The 15,159-nt window shown below is 41.6% G+C and carries 13 protein-coding genes; 11 read left to right on the top strand and 2 right to left on the bottom strand.

From position 1 onward, the window contains the following. The first annotated feature begins 20 nt into the window (after nucleotides 1-20). The 4 genes from areB (at nucleotide 21) to L2096_RS08905 (ending at nucleotide 4,308) form a co-directional block, all read left to right on the top strand. Nucleotides 21-1,136, top strand: a complete 1,116-nt coding sequence (gene areB, locus L2096_RS08920; RefSeq protein ID WP_250365247.1) for a benzyl alcohol dehydrogenase AreB — start codon at nucleotides 21-23, stop codon at nucleotides 1,134-1,136. Between the two features lie 83 nt (nucleotides 1,137-1,219). Continuing rightward, nucleotides 1,220-2,200 (top strand): benzyl esterase AreA, encoded by a 981-nt coding sequence (gene areA, locus L2096_RS08915; protein WP_250365246.1) that lies wholly within the window; start codon nucleotides 1,220-1,222, stop codon nucleotides 2,198-2,200. 197 nt (nucleotides 2,201-2,397) lie between these two features. Continuing rightward, nucleotides 2,398-3,558, top strand: a complete 1,161-nt coding sequence (locus tag L2096_RS08910; protein WP_250365245.1) for an OmpP1/FadL family transporter — start codon at nucleotides 2,398-2,400, stop codon at nucleotides 3,556-3,558. Nucleotides 3,559-3,588: 30 nt separating this feature from the next. Continuing rightward, a complete protein-coding gene (locus L2096_RS08905; protein ID WP_250365244.1) occupies nucleotides 3,589-4,308 on the top strand; it encodes an alpha/beta fold hydrolase in 720 nt (239 codons plus the stop codon). Nucleotides 4,309-4,339: 31 nt separating this feature from the next. Here L2096_RS08905 and L2096_RS08900 read toward each other — a convergent pair whose 3' ends face one another. After that, nucleotides 4,340-5,230, bottom strand: a complete 891-nt coding sequence (locus L2096_RS08900; RefSeq protein WP_250365243.1) for a LysR family transcriptional regulator — start codon at nucleotides 5,228-5,230, stop codon at nucleotides 4,340-4,342. A gap of 124 nt (nucleotides 5,231-5,354) precedes the next feature. Beyond that, nucleotides 5,355-6,626 carry a salicylate 1-monooxygenase gene (salA, locus tag L2096_RS08895; RefSeq protein ID WP_250365242.1) on the bottom strand — a complete coding sequence of 424 codons (1,272 nt, stop codon included), beginning with the start codon at nucleotides 6,624-6,626 and terminating at the stop codon, nucleotides 5,355-5,357. 330 nt (nucleotides 6,627-6,956) lie between these two features. Between salA and L2096_RS08890 the strand changes: the two genes are divergently transcribed. From L2096_RS08890 to L2096_RS08860, 7 genes are all read left to right on the top strand, one after another. Further along, entirely contained in the window at nucleotides 6,957-8,612 is a 1,656-nt protein-coding gene (locus L2096_RS08890; RefSeq protein WP_250365241.1) for a phosphoethanolamine transferase, read from the top strand. Between the two features lies 1 nt (nucleotide 8,613). Further along, entirely contained in the window at nucleotides 8,614-9,294 is a 681-nt protein-coding gene (locus L2096_RS08885) for a response regulator transcription factor (protein ID WP_025094897.1), read from the top strand. 70 nt (nucleotides 9,295-9,364) lie between these two features. Then, nucleotides 9,365-10,687: a sensor histidine kinase gene (locus L2096_RS08880; RefSeq protein WP_025094896.1), complete on the top strand. Its 1,323-nt coding sequence runs from the start codon at nucleotides 9,365-9,367 to the stop codon at nucleotides 10,685-10,687. Between the two features lie 122 nt (nucleotides 10,688-10,809). Next, nucleotides 10,810-11,370 carry a gamma carbonic anhydrase family protein gene (locus L2096_RS08875; RefSeq protein WP_004946685.1) on the top strand — a complete coding sequence of 187 codons (561 nt, stop codon included), beginning with the start codon at nucleotides 10,810-10,812 and terminating at the stop codon, nucleotides 11,368-11,370. Further along, complete coding sequence (locus L2096_RS08870; RefSeq protein ID WP_208477130.1) at nucleotides 11,360-12,709, top strand: dihydroorotase; 1,350 nt, start codon at nucleotides 11,360-11,362, stop codon at nucleotides 12,707-12,709. The genes L2096_RS08875 and L2096_RS08870 overlap by 11 nt, the downstream gene beginning before the upstream one ends. A 169-nt stretch (nucleotides 12,710-12,878) precedes the next feature. Beyond that, nucleotides 12,879-13,757 carry a homocysteine S-methyltransferase family protein gene (locus L2096_RS08865; RefSeq protein ID WP_025094894.1) on the top strand — a complete coding sequence of 293 codons (879 nt, stop codon included), beginning with the start codon at nucleotides 12,879-12,881 and terminating at the stop codon, nucleotides 13,755-13,757. A 5-nt stretch (nucleotides 13,758-13,762) separates the two neighbouring features. Next, a complete protein-coding gene (locus L2096_RS08860) occupies nucleotides 13,763-15,100 on the top strand; it encodes a basic amino acid/polyamine antiporter (protein ID WP_004936887.1) in 1,338 nt (445 codons plus the stop codon). The last annotated feature ends 59 nt before the right edge of the window (nucleotides 15,101-15,159 follow it).

The following is a 15,159-nucleotide window of genomic DNA, read 5'->3' as shown; positions in this document are numbered from 1 at the left end:
CTCATACAGGATGTACAGAAATGACAAAGTTTACCTTAATCACAGCAGCAGTGACCAAATGCAAAGGCGCAGACTTTGAGCTCAAACAGCTCAAGATTCGTGAACCTCAAAACGATGAAGTATTGGTTAAAATTGTAGCAACGGGAATGTGCCATACCGATCTGATTGTGCGCGATCAGTATTATCCTGTTCCATTACCAGCGGTACTTGGTCACGAGGGTTCAGGCATCATTGAAGCCATTGGCCCGAATGTCAAAGATTTGGCTGTAGGTGATCACGTGGTGCTCAGCTATGGCTTTTGTGGAAGCTGTGAGCAGTGTAGCAGCGGACAACCAGCCTACTGTCAGGATTTTTTTGGACGAAACTTCAGTGGTGGAGATCCAGATGGGCATTCTGCCGTATGCTCGCACGATCATCATAAAATTCATGATCATTTCTTTGCGCAATCTTCGTTTGCAACCTACGCCATCAGCCGTGAAAATAATGCCGTAAAAGTGAGTAAAGATGTACCGCTTGAACTTTTGGGGCCACTCGGCTGCGGCATACAAACTGGTGCAGGTGCTGCAATCAATGCGCTGAAAGTCGCGCCTGCCAGTAGCTTTGTCACTTGGGGTGCAGGCGCAGTCGGACTCAGTGCACTTCTTGCTGCAAAAGTATGTGGTGCGACCACTATTATTGCAGTGGATATTGTCGAGTCTCGTTTGGCGTTAGCCAAAGAACTTGGTGCGACCCATGTTATCAACAGTAAAACGCAAGATCCTGTCGAAGCCATCAAGGAAATCACAGGCGGTGGTGTAAAGTTTGCTCTTGAATCGACTGGACGCCCAGAAATTTTGAAACAAGGGATCGATGCGCTCGGTATTCTTGGCAGCATTGCAGTGGTGGGTGCCCCTCCTTTAGGAACGACCGCAGCGTTTGACGTGAATGATTTATTGCTTGGCGGCAAATCGATTATCGGCGTTGTAGAAGGTAGCGGCGTACCGAAAAAGTTTATTCCGGCTTTGGTTTCGCTATATCAGCAAGGTAAGTTTCCGTTCGACAAACTGGTTAAGTTCTATGATTTTAAAGATATTAATCAGGCGGCAATAGATAGCCACAAAGGCATCACACTCAAACCCATTTTAAAAATTGGTTAAGCATTGAGAAGTGATGTCTTGAACAAGACATCACTTCTCAAATCGTAAATAAATCAAAATGATTTAAAAAGGATTTTTAATACATGTTACAGAGTTTAGATCCTCAACTGGCAAATTTTTTTGCAATGCTTGAAGCTCAAGGTGCACCTGCATTTGATATTGGTACTCTAAATGATCCAAATATCAATGAAATGAGAAACTGGTATCTCAATTTTGGTCCTCACGTCGCGGGGCAATTCATTGAACTTCAAGACGTAGAAGATTTATGGATACAAGTAAACGATGGTAACTTACGCTTAAGATCGTATAAAACTCAACGCCAGCATAGTGAATCATGTGAAACACTGATTTACTTCCATGGCGGAGGTTGGTGTATAGGGAGTATCGAAACGCATGATTTACTTTGTCGACATTTGGTGAACGATCTAGATGTTAATGTCATTAGTGTCGATTATCGTCTTGCGCCTGAATACCCATACCCTCAAGCTGCTCATGATGCGATTCATGCCACACAGTGGATTTTTGAACATGCATCTGCTCTTGGCATTCATCCAGACCATTTATATGTTGCAGGAGACAGCGCAGGAGGCAATCTGGCAGCAATCACTGCTCTCACTTTTAAAGAACAAACGTATAGAACTTCTTTAGCAGGGCAAATTTTAATCTACCCATGTATTGATCTTACCGTAATACATGACAATAAATATCCATCCTTTGAAGAACAGAAGCTCACTCCTCCTCTATCTGCCGAACAAATGTCAAAGATGATACAAATCTATTTGAAAAATGAAGATTTTGCTTATCAATGGCTTGCCTCACCACTACTCGCTCAAAGTCACCAACATCTTCCATCTACATTAATTATAACAGCCGAATTTGATCCTTTACGTGATCAGGGTCGTGTTTATTTTGAAAAATTAAAAAGCAGTTTAGTAAATACTGAATATCATGAAATAAAAGGTGTGGTACATGGTTTTTTTGAAATGTATGGCGTACTCAATAAAACGAAAGAGACGATCAATATAATAAGAGCATGGTTAAAAAACAATACACAAGCCAAATAATCATTTTTTAATTAAAAAGGTTCTTATTAAGAACCTTTTTAATTTACCCATAAAATTATTATATCAATAATGTATAAATATATACTCTCACATGACTAAAAATATAAAACCAATCATTTAAAATTTAAAATACTCTAAATAATTTTAGATAAATAAAAGTCAAATGGTTTGACTTATCCAATACAAGGATTTTGAGTATGTTTCCTCATAAATTATGTCTGGTTCTGATCGGCTGTATACCGTTATCAAGCTATGCATTTAATGGCGTTTATAATACTGGATCTGGACAGGTTTCAAGCGCTATGGGCGGTGTAAGTCTTGCTCAAGGTATGGATCGAACGTCGATTCATGATAATCCTGCCAATCTGTCTTTTCAAAACAGTGGTGCAGATGCCCAACTTTCGTTATTAAATATTCGTTCTAAAGCAACCTTACTGAATCAACCAGAAGGCTTTTATTCCAATAAAGTCATTCCGATTCCAAGTCTGGCTTTGGTGCAGCATTATAACGACCGCTTAAGTTGGGGTTTAAGTCTCACGGGTGCAGGTGCTTCAGTAGACTATGATGAACCTGCAATCCATGGGTTTCCAGCCGATAAAGCCAAAGATAATCTGGCGATTGTAAAGGCAAGTCCAACGGTATCGTACAAGGTTTTACCGAATCTCAGTTTGGGGGCGAGTTTAGATTTAGGCATTCAGCAATTTAGGGCAAAAGGTGTACTTGCAGGAGTCGATGGACAAGGCACGCCTATTTTTCTAGAAAGCCATGGTAATCAATGGGCCTATGGGATTGGTGCAAGTGTAGGTACGACTTGGGAATTTCAACCCAATTGGTGGCTTGGCGCGAGCTATAGCACTGAAATGAAATTTTCGAAGCTCGATGACTATAAAAATGATTTATTGGCACGCAGTGAAGGCAGAATTAATTTGCCAGAACGTTATGGAATCGGGATTAAACACAAACCAAATCAAAAACTTACTCTAGCAGCCGATATCGTACGTTTTAATTGGCAAGATGCTGATGGATTAGGGAAAAAAGGTTCTTTTAACTGGCAAAATCAAACGATTTATCGAGCTGGCGTGGATTATCAACTCACACCTCATGATCATTTGCGTTTTGGCTATAGCCATGCAGACTCAGTCGTAGATACTCAAGACACATTGGTGAATTTTTATGCCAATGCCGTCGCCAATCAATCATGGACTATTGGCTACGGCCGTGATCTTGGTTTTGCAACACTCAATCTTAGCTATGAATATGCGGTGAACAAAACCTTAAATGGCACTGGAAACAGCACAGGTACCCATTTAAGTAATCAGAACCATGTGATTACCCTCGGAATTTCAAAAGACTTTTAAACGCGATCAATACATTAAAGGACGATCAAAATGACAACATATGTACTTGTTCATGGCTCATGGCACGATGGCTCTCTCTGGGAACCTGTAGCCACTCATTTACGTGCTCAAGGCCATACCGTGCACTGTCCTACTGTGGCAGGCCATGGCTCAAATGCCGACCGGAATGTGACTCACACGCAGTGCAGTCAATCGATTGCGGATTATATCGTAAAGCATGATCTTAGTGAGATTGTACTGCTTGGGCACAGTTATGGTGGCACCATTATCTCAAAAGTCGCCGAGGTCATTCCCGAGCGCATTCAAAGGCTGATTTACTGGAATGCTTTTGTTTTACAAGACGGCGAAAATATGTTTGATAACATGCCGGAAGCCTACTACGAGCTGTTTACGAGTCTGGCCGCAGCATCGGGTGATAACACCGTTTTACTGCCTTATGAAGTATGGCGTCATGCTTTCATCAATGATGCAGATGATCAAATGGCCGAGGAAACTTATAAGATGCTGACGCCTGAGCCTTGTCAGCCCTTTCATGATCGACTGGATCTAAAAAAATTCTATACGCTGAATATTCCAAAAAGCTACCTGAACTGCACCGAAGATCAGGCTTTACCTGCTGGCTTTTGGCACCCTAAAATGTCGAGCCGACTTGGAGAATTCAAGTTGGTTGAAATGGGTGGAAGCCATGAAGCAATGTTTACCCGCCCTCAGGAATTGGCGACTAAAATTATTGAAGCCAGTCATGATTAATTGTTTAGACTGCCGGGCTTAGCCCGCGGTCTTACAAAACTGAAATAACCTTTTTACAGGTTTGAATCAACCATGTCCGAGCAAGGGGCTCATTGGTTTGGGCAAACCAATGTAAGCCCACATAAAATTCAGACATTTGAAACGGCAACTCCAAAACACGGACATGGGATTGATTTAAATATTGCTGTGCAGCACGACTGGGCAGCGTCACCATCAAATCTGTTTTATCCAGCACACCTTGTAAAACTCCAAAATGAGGCACTTCCAAAGCAATTTTACGCTGATGCCCCATTAGTTTTAATACATGATCGACCTGAGTATGCCCGGTAGATGACTTTATCGCCACATGAGATTCATTTAAATACGCATCAAAACCGAGTGTACTTCCTATTCGCGGATGATTCATGTTGACCAGTGCAACATATCGCTCTAAAAAAAGAGTCTCATATTCAAGATGCTTAAACTCCAAATGTGTACTATTAAAAATAGCCACATCAATAAATCCTTCGATTAACCATTTTTCGACTTGATCAATTTTAATCTCTTCTACTTCTATTTTTATTTTTGGTGCATGTGCTCTTAAGTATTCGATTAATGTCGGTAATAAGCAAATTTCACCAATATCTGATAAACCAATTCGAAAGATTTTATTTGAAGTGAGTGGATTAAAATTTAATGCCTCATCGACTGCTATTTCAATTTTTAAAATCGACTCTTTAAATACAGGATATAATTCATGCGATAATTTAGTTGCTTCCACACCATATTGCGTGCGTTCAAATAAAGGATTATTTAAATGCTTACGTAATCGATTTAAATTATAGGTAACAGAAGGTTGACTCAGATTTAAAATCTCAGCGGCTTTACTGATATTTTTATTTTCATAAACACAAATAAAAATACGGATCAGACTTAAGTCCACGTTTTAGAATCTTCCATGATTTTAATTTAATCCTATCATAAACACTTTTATTCAACTTTTTCAAAATAGAATTGTGCTAAAGGCACAAGTCGTTCAAAACACTCTTGTGCCAAATTCTTAGGGTTTAAATCGTTGCAACAGGCGATAGCGCTGCTCGGGCCGCTAACATGTCTTGTGCTAAATCATGCTGCCATAACCAGTCAAAACGGTTTTGCAAATGTGCACCCACTGCTTCAAAGCTTGGATACAGCGCTGAGTTAAGTTCATATATTTGCCCAGACTCACGCGAAGTACGCTGAACCTTGCAGGCGCGTTCTTTTCGGATCTGTTCATAAATTGCAGAAACTCGCGGTAAATCTTCAACAGTCAGCTCAGTGTGCTCAAACAATACTTTTAGCGTGAGTGCATCTTCAAGCCCTTGTCCTGCTCCGGCACCCTGATGTGGAAGCATGGCGTGCGCAGCATCTCCCATTAATACGACACGGCCAGACTGACTTTGATAAGTCGGCAATTCGGCCAGTTCGTGCAGTGCCCACAAGGTCGGACGCTCAATCAAAGCGAGTAAAATTCGGCAGCTTTCGCTCCAGTCCTGAAAATCGTCCAACATTTCCTGTTTGTCTACCGCACGTGTCCATGGGGTATGTTCTGCAAGCGTAAGTTGCTCAGCGTTTGTCTTAAACGCCACAATGTTAATGTCTTCACCTTGACGAATCGGAAAGGTCAAAATGTGCTTGTTTTTGCCTAAAAACATTTGTGGTACGTCGGCAATTTCTACATCTAGGCCGGCTGCCACAATGGCCTGTCTAAATTCTGTCGCTTTGATGATACCGCGGTAAGCCCACGTGCCAGTAAAATTAGGACGTACTGGAGCAAACTGATGGGTTTGCAGCACATAATCACGCGTGGCGGAGTGTATACCATCTGCACCGATGACATAATCGGCTTCGGCGCGTGTCCCATCTTCAAAACTCAATTCAATATGCGTATCGTACTCCTGAATCGATTTGAGTTTTTTATTAAACTTACACTGGTGCTGTGGAATATTTCCTAAAATAGCATCTAAGAAATCGGCACGATGCACCGAAGACTGACCAACCTGAGGAGAAATTGAACTCGACAAATAATCATCGTTATAGCCATTTCGCCATTGAAACCATACATCCTGAAATGGCGCAGATACTTGATCTGCAATCGCGGTATATTGCGAAGCCAAACCAAGTAGCTCAATGGCACGAACCGCATTCGCGCCAAATGAAATTCCGGCACCAATTTCAGAAAATTGAGGTGCTGCTTCATATAAGCAAACATCTAAATGCGGCTGTTTAAATAAGTTGGCTGCAAGCGCGACTCCCGCAATACCACCACCCACCAATGCAATACGAACTTTTTTCATCACACAATTCCTTTGAGTGTTGTTTTATCTAGTTTCATCTTGCGTTAGCGCACAAAACTTATCCAATTAAAAGATCTCAATGACAGACATCAATATTTTAAATAATCTTTAAAAAACAAAAACCTAAAAACAAATGATCATTAAAAAATTTTCAAATATCTTTTTTACAAGACAAAAGATCGATCAAAATGGCCATTTTCTTATATTAAGCACTTGAAAATATGTAACTTCTAACAATGAGAAGATCGTGAATTCATTCTAAATCTAATTTTTTCTTAATTTTTGAGTTTTCTAATATACCTAGAATCTCAATGAACATTTAAAGACCAAAATATGTTTGCCGCTTTAACACCAAACAAACAATGGCGTGTCTCGATACACACCTTTAATGCTATTCTGGCTTGCTGGTTGGCCAGTTTTACCAATGGCAGTTTTTATCATAAAGTTTTGCAGCTCAGTGCATTTGACGGTTTGATGCAAGTACTGTTTATGAGTGCCACATTTTTACTGATTGCTGGCGTAAATTTTATCTTTTTACAATTGATCAGTTGGCGAGCATCTGCCAAAACTGTCGCTGTGATCATGATTGTATTAACGGGGTTAACCTCTTACTTTGTCAATCAGCTCGGTGTAAATATCAATACCGCGCAGATTGAAAATGTCATGCAAACCGATACGCGTGAAGCTTTGGATTTGCTCTCTATACCCCTGTTGTTATGGGTACTTAAAATCATTGTGGTACCTTTAATTGGTCTTTTATTTATTCAAATCAAGCCAGCAAATAACCTTAAGCATTTGTTGATTGGTAAATTCGGCAGCTTGGCTGTAGCACTTTTTATGATAGGTGCTGGGCTTTTTTCTTTTTATAGCCAATATGCGCCGATCTTTCGCGAAAATAGAGAGCTTAAAGCACAGATTTCACCGCTAAATGTGATCTCGAGTAGCTGGAGTTATTCCCGCCGGCAATATAAAAAACGCGATCTGCCTTTGGTCAAATACGGTGAAGATGCACACATCGTACATACTGTGGGTGCACATGCACCTAAAATTATGGTGCTGGTGGTGGGTGAAACAGCGCGTGCAGAAAACTTTAGCCTAAATGGTTATCACAAACCGACCAATCCAGAGCTAAGTAAACTTGATCTGGTAAATTTTACTCAAGCCTCCTCTTGTGGTACGCAAACCTCAGTTTCAGTGCCGTGTATGTTTTCAGGCATGAAGCGTAGCGCGTATGATGAAGCATTGGCGGGTCATCGTGAAGGCCTGTTAGATATTGTGCAGCGCGCAGGCTATGAAGTGACATGGATTGATAACAACTCGGGCTGCAAAGGTGCATGTGATCGTATACAACATTACATCTCGCCTAAAGATGATCCACGTTACAAAAATCAGTGTAAAGACGGCGAATGTTATGACGGAATTTTAATCGATGCCTTAAAGGATTATCTTAAAGCGCTCGACTTAAAACAGCTCAAAAAAGATCAATTGATTGTATTGCATCAACTAGGGAGCCATGGGCCAGCTTATTACAAACGCTACCCTGCTGCTTTTAAAAAATTTACGCCGACCTGTGACACCAACAACATTCAAAACTGCTCACGCGAAAGCTTGATCAATAGCTACGACAACACCATTTTGTATACCGATCACGTACTGAGTACATTGATTCATACCCTCGATGCTTTACCGGTCTCGACAGGTCTGATGTATTTATCGGATCACGGTGAATCGACTGGTGAAAATGGATTGTATCTCCACGGTACGCCTTATTTTATGGCGCCGAAAGAACAAACGCACATTCCTATGTTATTCTGGTTTTCAACGACATGGCCACAGCAACAAACAATCAAGCAGTGCTTAAACGGACAAAAAAATAATCCGGTCAGTCAAGATAATTTGTTTCCAACCGTGTTGGGCTTGTTGCATATTCGAACACAGGTATTGGATTCAAGCTTGGATTTGACCGCTCAATGCAGAGGTAAACTGTAGCGTGATCAGAATTTTATACATAGAAGACGATGTCATGATCGGTAAAACGACTTTCAAACTGCTTCAGCATGAGAAGTTTGAAGTCGATTGGGCCAAAAATGGCATCGAGGCACTCGATTTTTTATTTCGCCAGACTTATCACTTGGTTTTACTCGATTTGGGCTTGCCGGAACTTGACGGCCTAGACGTACTCAAGCACATTCGTAAAAAAATGGAGCTAAACAAGCTGGCAGTGATTATTATCAGTGCCCGCGATCAGAGTAAAGAAAAGATTCAGGGTTTGAAGCTCGGCGCAGATGATTATATCGTCAAGCCTTACGATTTTGATGAGTTAGTGGCACGGATTGAATCCGTTTTGCGACGCGGTAATTATTCCTCTTTAAGTGAAATCAGTTTTAAAGTGGGTCAGATTCAGCTTTTTCCAAATACACATCGACTACTCAAAGAAGGCCAGCCCATTAATGTTTCAAATAAAGAGTGGGCCATTTTAGAACCGATGATGATGTATCCCAATCAGATTTTTTCTAAAAATATGCTCGAAGAAAAACTCTACGATTGCGATGATGAAGTGAACAGCAATACCATTGAGGTCCATATTCATAATTTAAGACAAAAGCTAGGGAAAGATTTTATCCGAAATGTGCGAGGCTTAGGCTATTGTGTTGAAAGCACAGACAAATGACCACCGAGGCCTGAAATTCAGGTTCAGTCAGCTTCGATCCTTTTATCGCGAAAAACCACTCAGCCAACGTATGACGTGGAGCATTTCGCTTTTCAGTATTTTTTTGCTTTTTTTTATCGGAATTGCGGCGTATCGAATTGCACTAGAAGAATCTCAGGAGGTAATCGATCGCCAAATGCAGGAAATGGCGGAATTTCTCGATAAAAACGACTTGTCATTACGCTTATCTACTTATGATCCTAAAGCTGAGTATGATGAAACCGATGTCTTTATTGATATTATTAAAGATACCGAACTTGCAAAACTAAGCCAACAATACGACTATATTTTGCCATACTCCTCTACCCCATATTTCACAAGAAAAAAAACCATCCGCGGCGAACTTAAAATTTATGTGTATCCTGCCAAAGACAAGCAAATTCAGATTAGTCAGTTAATCAAAGTACGGCGACATCTGGCCAAAGAATTGGCATTTAACATGCTGATTCCGTATATCTTTTTTATGCCATTTGGTATTTATGGGGTATATCGTTTGATTCGTCATCACCTTAAAACGCTCACCAAACTTCGTAGTACCTTTTCAGAGCGCAATTACACCGATCTGTCAGAGGTCAAAATTGATCATTTGCCTATGGAAATCCGCCCAGCCATAGATGAACTCAACTATTTGTTTAAGCGCATTGATGAGGCAAAAAATCAACAGCAAGTGTTTATTGCCAATGCTGCTCATGAACTTCGAACGCCACTGACTGCTTTAAAGCTACAAACCTCACTTTTACTTAAAACACCACAAGATCATCCGTTTTATCAAGAAAATCTGAATGATCTATCTCTGAGTCTGAAACGCATGTCACATCTGGTCGATCAGCTCATGAGTTTGGCACATCAGGAAATTCAGCAAGATGAGCCACTACAGTCACTCAATCTGGTCAATGCACTTCGCTTAAGTGTCGGTCAGTTATTGGCCAATGCGCGTAAAAAACAAATCGAAATTCAAGTCAGTATTGAGCCCGCTCTCGAGCAAGTGATGATTTTGGCGCGCCCCAATACCTTGCAAAGTATATTTATCAACCTCATCGATAATGCCATTAAATACAGCCCACCCAAAAATCAGGTCTGTATTTTAGTTTCATACGATCATGAAATGATCTGTGTCGATATCCACGACAATGGCCCGGGAATATCAGAGCATCAATACAACCATGTGTTGCAACGTTTTGTTCGTTTAGAAAAAACTCAGCATAATGCAATAGGGAGTGGTTTAGGGCTTTCGATTGTCAATACTGCATTGCAGTCACTCGATGCATCTATGCAATTTAAGACGTCTAATCTTTTAAATGGATTATGCGTGCAATTAAAATTCAAGCCCATTTCTGAATCAAAGCACGAATAAACAACATTTTAGGCCAAAATTTAAGGATTGAATGACTTGATTGAATTTATTGTTATGTTATAACATAACAATAATACAGACCACTGTAACTCCCATTCATTCACTGCTTAATAATATTGACTATGATTCGTAAAAACCCATCAGGCCATTTGCCGCAAATTCATCAATCTGCCTACATTGACCAGACTGCCATCATTTGTGGCAAAGTCATCATTCACGCCAATGTGTTTGTTGGGCCTTACGCTGTCATTCGTGCAGATGAAACCGATGAAAACGGTGATATGGAACCGATCGTGATCGGTGCAAATTCGAATATTCAAGACGGTGTGGTTATTCATTCAAAAGCCGGAGCAGCCGTTCAAATTGGTGAAAACTCATCAATTGCGCACCGATCGATTATTCATGGGCCATGCGTCATCGGTGCGCGTGTTTTTGTCGGTTTTAACAGTGTACTATTTAATTGCAAAATCGGTAACAACAGTGCCATTCGTCATAATGCCGTTGTCGATGGTCGTGATTTACCGCCTAACTTTTATGTCCCTGCCATGAGTTATATCAACGCCAAAACCGACTTGGCGGCGTATCCTCCAATCGACGTCTCGATTACCGAATTTTCAGAAAGTGTGGTGACCACCAACATCGAATTGGTTCAAGGATATAAGGCATTATCCAATGAGTTTTAATGCCTTACCCAACCTGATTATTCGTAACGCACATCTGGTCAATGAAGGTCATAGCCAATTTTGTGATGTTTTGATTCAGCAAGGCCGTATTTCCAAAATACAGTCCTCGATTACAGGCATACATCGTGCAAAAGAGATCGAGGCCAATGGCGCTTGGCTACTGCCCGGCATGATTGACGATCAGGTTCACTTTCGTGATCCGGGTGCGCCACATAAAGGCACTATTGCCTCTGAGTCGGCAGCAGCAACTGTAGGTGGCATTACCAGCTTCATGGACATGCCCAATACCAAGCCCGCTACGCTAAACTTAGATGCCTTGAATGCCAAAAAAGCAATTGCAGCCCGCTCGAGTCATGGCAATTATGCATTTCATTTTGGTGTAAGTGCAGACAATCTGTCGATCATTGAGCAGCTCGATCCAAAGCTGGTCAGCGGCGTGAAAGTCTTTATGGGTTCTTCTACTGGCAATATGCTGGTAGATGATCCCAAAGCGCTTGAGTTTTTATTTGCTCATGTTCCCACTATTTTACTCACGCACTGTGAATCTAGCCCCATTGTTACTGCCAATGAGGCGCTGTATCGGGCGCAATATGGTGAGAATGTTCCTGCGCATTTTCACCCACTGATTCGCGATGAAGCTTGCTGCTATGCAAGCTCAAAAATGGCAGTCGAGCTGGCAAAAAAATATCAGACGCAATTGCATGTACTGCACCTGACCACAGCCAAAGAGTTATCACTTTTTGAAAATAAACCGCTTCATGAAAAGCACATAACAGCTGAAGTATGTATTCATCATTTACATTTTGATGCCCAAGATTACGACCAGCTCGGTCATCTGATCAAGTGTAACCCGTCAATCAAAACAAAAACTGATCGAGATGCCTTGATTAAAGCTGTTTCATCAAGTGATTTGTTAGATATTATTGGTACAGATCATGCTCCGCACACTTGGGATGAAAAACAAAACAGTTACTTCAATGCACCAGCAGGTTTACCCCTTGTTCAGCATGCCCTGCCTGCGTTGCTTGAGCTGGTTGCGGCAGACCAATTACGTATCGAAGATATGGTCAGCAAAACCTCACACCGCGTGGCCGATTTATTTAAAATTAAAGAGCGCGGCTATATTCGAGAAGGTTATTGGGCCGATCTGGTTTTAGTCGAAAAAAATCCATGGTCCGTTGCCGAGCAGCCGATTTACATGCACTGTGGCTGGACCCCTTTTCAGCATAAAAGTTTTCAGTATCGCGTCGCCACCACCATCGTATCGGGACAAATCGCGTGGCACAATCAGCAGTTGTATCTCAATTGCAGAGGTCATGCACTTGAAATTGATCGATGAATCTGGGTCATCTTTCATTAAGAGGATTGAACCAAATTAATCTTTCTTTATCTAAAATATTCATATAAATTGCTTATTTTTTTATAAGTACACCCCCAGTTGTCAATTTTTTACACAGGTGGCGGTGCTTATATCCTCTATAATCAACTTTTTTTGTATTCGAGATCTTATGAAAATTTTAGATGGCGGATTTGGGCGCGAGCTGGCTCGTCGTGGTGCACCTTTTAGACAACCTGAATGGTCAGCTTTGGCACTTACCGAAGCACCTGATATTGTGAAGCAGGTTCATCTAGATTTTATTCGTGCAGGCGCTGAAGTCATTACCACCAACAACTATGCAGTTGTACCTTTTCATATTGGTCAAGACCGTTTTGATCAAGAGGTCACTGATTTAGTCAAGGTTGCCACTACTCAGGCCAAACGTGCAGTTGAAGAAAGTGGCGCTGCGGTGCAAATTGCGGGCTGTCTTCCTCCACTTTTTGGTTCTTACCGCGCCGATTTATTTCAGGCAGATGAAGCAGCCACTTTGGCACGCCCTATTATTGAAGCATTGTCGCCTGACGTTGACTTATGGCTTGCAGAAACTCAGTCGTGTTTGGCAGAAGTTCGTACTGTTCGTGAGCTTTTACCTCAAGACGGTCGTGAATTCTGGGTTTCCTTTACCCTCCAAGATGATCAGGCGCTTCCTGCTGCACAGCTACGTTCTGGCGAAAGCATCGCAGAAACTGCCGAACTGATTAAATCACTAAATGTCAGTGCCGTACTGTTCAACTGCTGTCAGCCAGAAGTCATTCTTCAAGCGATTCAAGAAATTCGTGAACTCATTCCAAACACCATTAAAATTGGTGCCTATGCGAATGCATTTCCGCCACAAAACAGTGAAGCCACAGCCAATGATGGTCTAGATGAAATCCGTAAAGACTTAGATCCAGACGCGTATTTACAATTTGCCAAACAATGGCAAGATGCTGGCGCCAGTATGATTGGGGGATGCTGTGGTATTGGTCCTGAACATATTCAGAAACTCTCTCAATTTTTTCAAGACTAAGCCGCATGTCCACTTCTAAAATTGGTTTACTCTCCCTCACCGCCTTAGTGTTTAGTTCCATGGTCGGTTCAGGCGTATTTAGTCTGCCACAAAATATGGCTGCTGTTGCCAATGGTTCTGCTTTACTGTTTGCATGGCTGATCACTGGCGTCGGTATTATTTTTCTGGCGATATCCTTGCTACATTTAACCCGTCAACGTCCAGATCTGGACGGCGGGATTTACAACTATGCACGCGAAGGCTTTGGCGATTTGATCGGCTTTTGTTCTGCCTGGGGTTACTGGCTCTGTACCACTGTCGGGATTGTTGGCTATGTGGTCATTGCTTTTTCTGCGGTGGGTATGTTTACCGATACGCCTGAACATACCTACTTTGGTGAAGGCAATACCCTATATGCGCTTATTGGCTCATCCATTTTTGTCTGGCTTGTGCACTGGCTCGTGAGTCGAGGCATTAAAGAAGCGGCTTTGGTCAATTTGCTGGCAACAATTGCCAAGATTGTGCCACTTGTCGTATTCATTTTGTTTTCGTTTGTGGCGTTCAAGCTTGAACTATTCAAATTAAATTTTCTCGATACATCCTTACAAATGCCAGTATGGCAACAAGTGCGTGATGTCATGCTGATTACGCTCTGGGTATTTACAGGTATCGAGGGCGCCGTTGTCCTTTCGTCGCGCGCCAAACGTAGAAACGATATCGGTAAAGCAACTCTACTGGGTGTGTTATTGGCACTAGGCTTTTATGTCATGGTGACGGTGTTGTCATACGGTATCAATACGCGTGCAGAGATTGCAGGCATGCATAATCCGTCTATGGCCAGTATTCTTGCGCAATTGATTGGTTTACCGGGTACCATTGTCATTACATTGGGGCTGATTATTTCAGTTTCTTCGTCCTATTTAAGCTGGACCTTGTTTGCAACCGAAATTCCATTTTTGGCTGCAAAAAATGGCGCTTTTCCAAAAAGTTTTTTAAAAACCAATACCAATAATGTACCGATTACATCATTGTGGCTGACCTCGATTGTGGTACAGCTTTCATTGATTGCAGTATGTTTTTTCAATAAAAACTACACCCAGCTTTTACTGATCTCATCGGTCATGATCCTGTTGCCTTACTTTTTGGTTTCTGCTTTTTATCTGAAAGAATCTGCACGCCACAAACGTGGCAAACATATTTTTATTGCCGGTATCGCAACCTTATATGCGGTGTGGCTGTTATATGCTGCAGGTCTGTCTTTGTTATTGTTGTCTGGTATTTTGTACCTGCTCGGGCTCGTGATTTATTTTTATAGCCGCTATTCGGTTAAACGCGGCAATACAGAAAAACTACTCAACGATTAAAATAATTCATGATTTCAGCCATACAGTGATGTAGCTTAAACCTGACCATGTTCATGGCT

This window comes from Acinetobacter sp. ACZLY 512 (assembly GCF_023614015.1).
GTDB classification, from domain to species: Bacteria; Pseudomonadota; Gammaproteobacteria; order Pseudomonadales; family Moraxellaceae; genus Acinetobacter; species Acinetobacter soli.
Note: the sequence above shows the minus strand (reverse complement) of the source record. Positions and strands in the feature narration are given on the sequence as shown.

What these genes read in the sequence shown, in the direction of transcription:
- areB (WP_250365247.1), top strand. Translation starts at nt 21, where the DNA reads ATGACAAAGTTTACCTTAATCACAGCAGCAGTGACCAAATGCAAAGGC.
- areA (WP_250365246.1), top strand. Translation starts at nt 1,220, where the DNA reads ATGTTACAGAGTTTAGATCCTCAACTGGCAAATTTTTTTGCAATGCTT.
- L2096_RS08910 (WP_250365245.1), top strand. Translation starts at nt 2,398, where the DNA reads ATGTTTCCTCATAAATTATGTCTGGTTCTGATCGGCTGTATACCGTTA.
- L2096_RS08905 (WP_250365244.1), top strand. Translation starts at nt 3,589, where the DNA reads ATGACAACATATGTACTTGTTCATGGCTCATGGCACGATGGCTCTCTC.
- L2096_RS08890 (WP_250365241.1), top strand. Translation starts at nt 6,957, where the DNA reads ATGTTTGCCGCTTTAACACCAAACAAACAATGGCGTGTCTCGATACAC.
- L2096_RS08880 (WP_025094896.1), top strand. Translation starts at nt 9,365, where the DNA reads ATGACGTGGAGCATTTCGCTTTTCAGTATTTTTTTGCTTTTTTTTATC.
- L2096_RS08875 (WP_004946685.1), top strand. Translation starts at nt 10,810, where the DNA reads ATGATTCGTAAAAACCCATCAGGCCATTTGCCGCAAATTCATCAATCT.
- L2096_RS08870 (WP_208477130.1), top strand. Translation starts at nt 11,360, where the DNA reads ATGAGTTTTAATGCCTTACCCAACCTGATTATTCGTAACGCACATCTG.
- L2096_RS08865 (WP_025094894.1), top strand. Translation starts at nt 12,879, where the DNA reads ATGAAAATTTTAGATGGCGGATTTGGGCGCGAGCTGGCTCGTCGTGGT.
- L2096_RS08860 (WP_004936887.1), top strand. Translation starts at nt 13,763, where the DNA reads ATGTCCACTTCTAAAATTGGTTTACTCTCCCTCACCGCCTTAGTGTTT.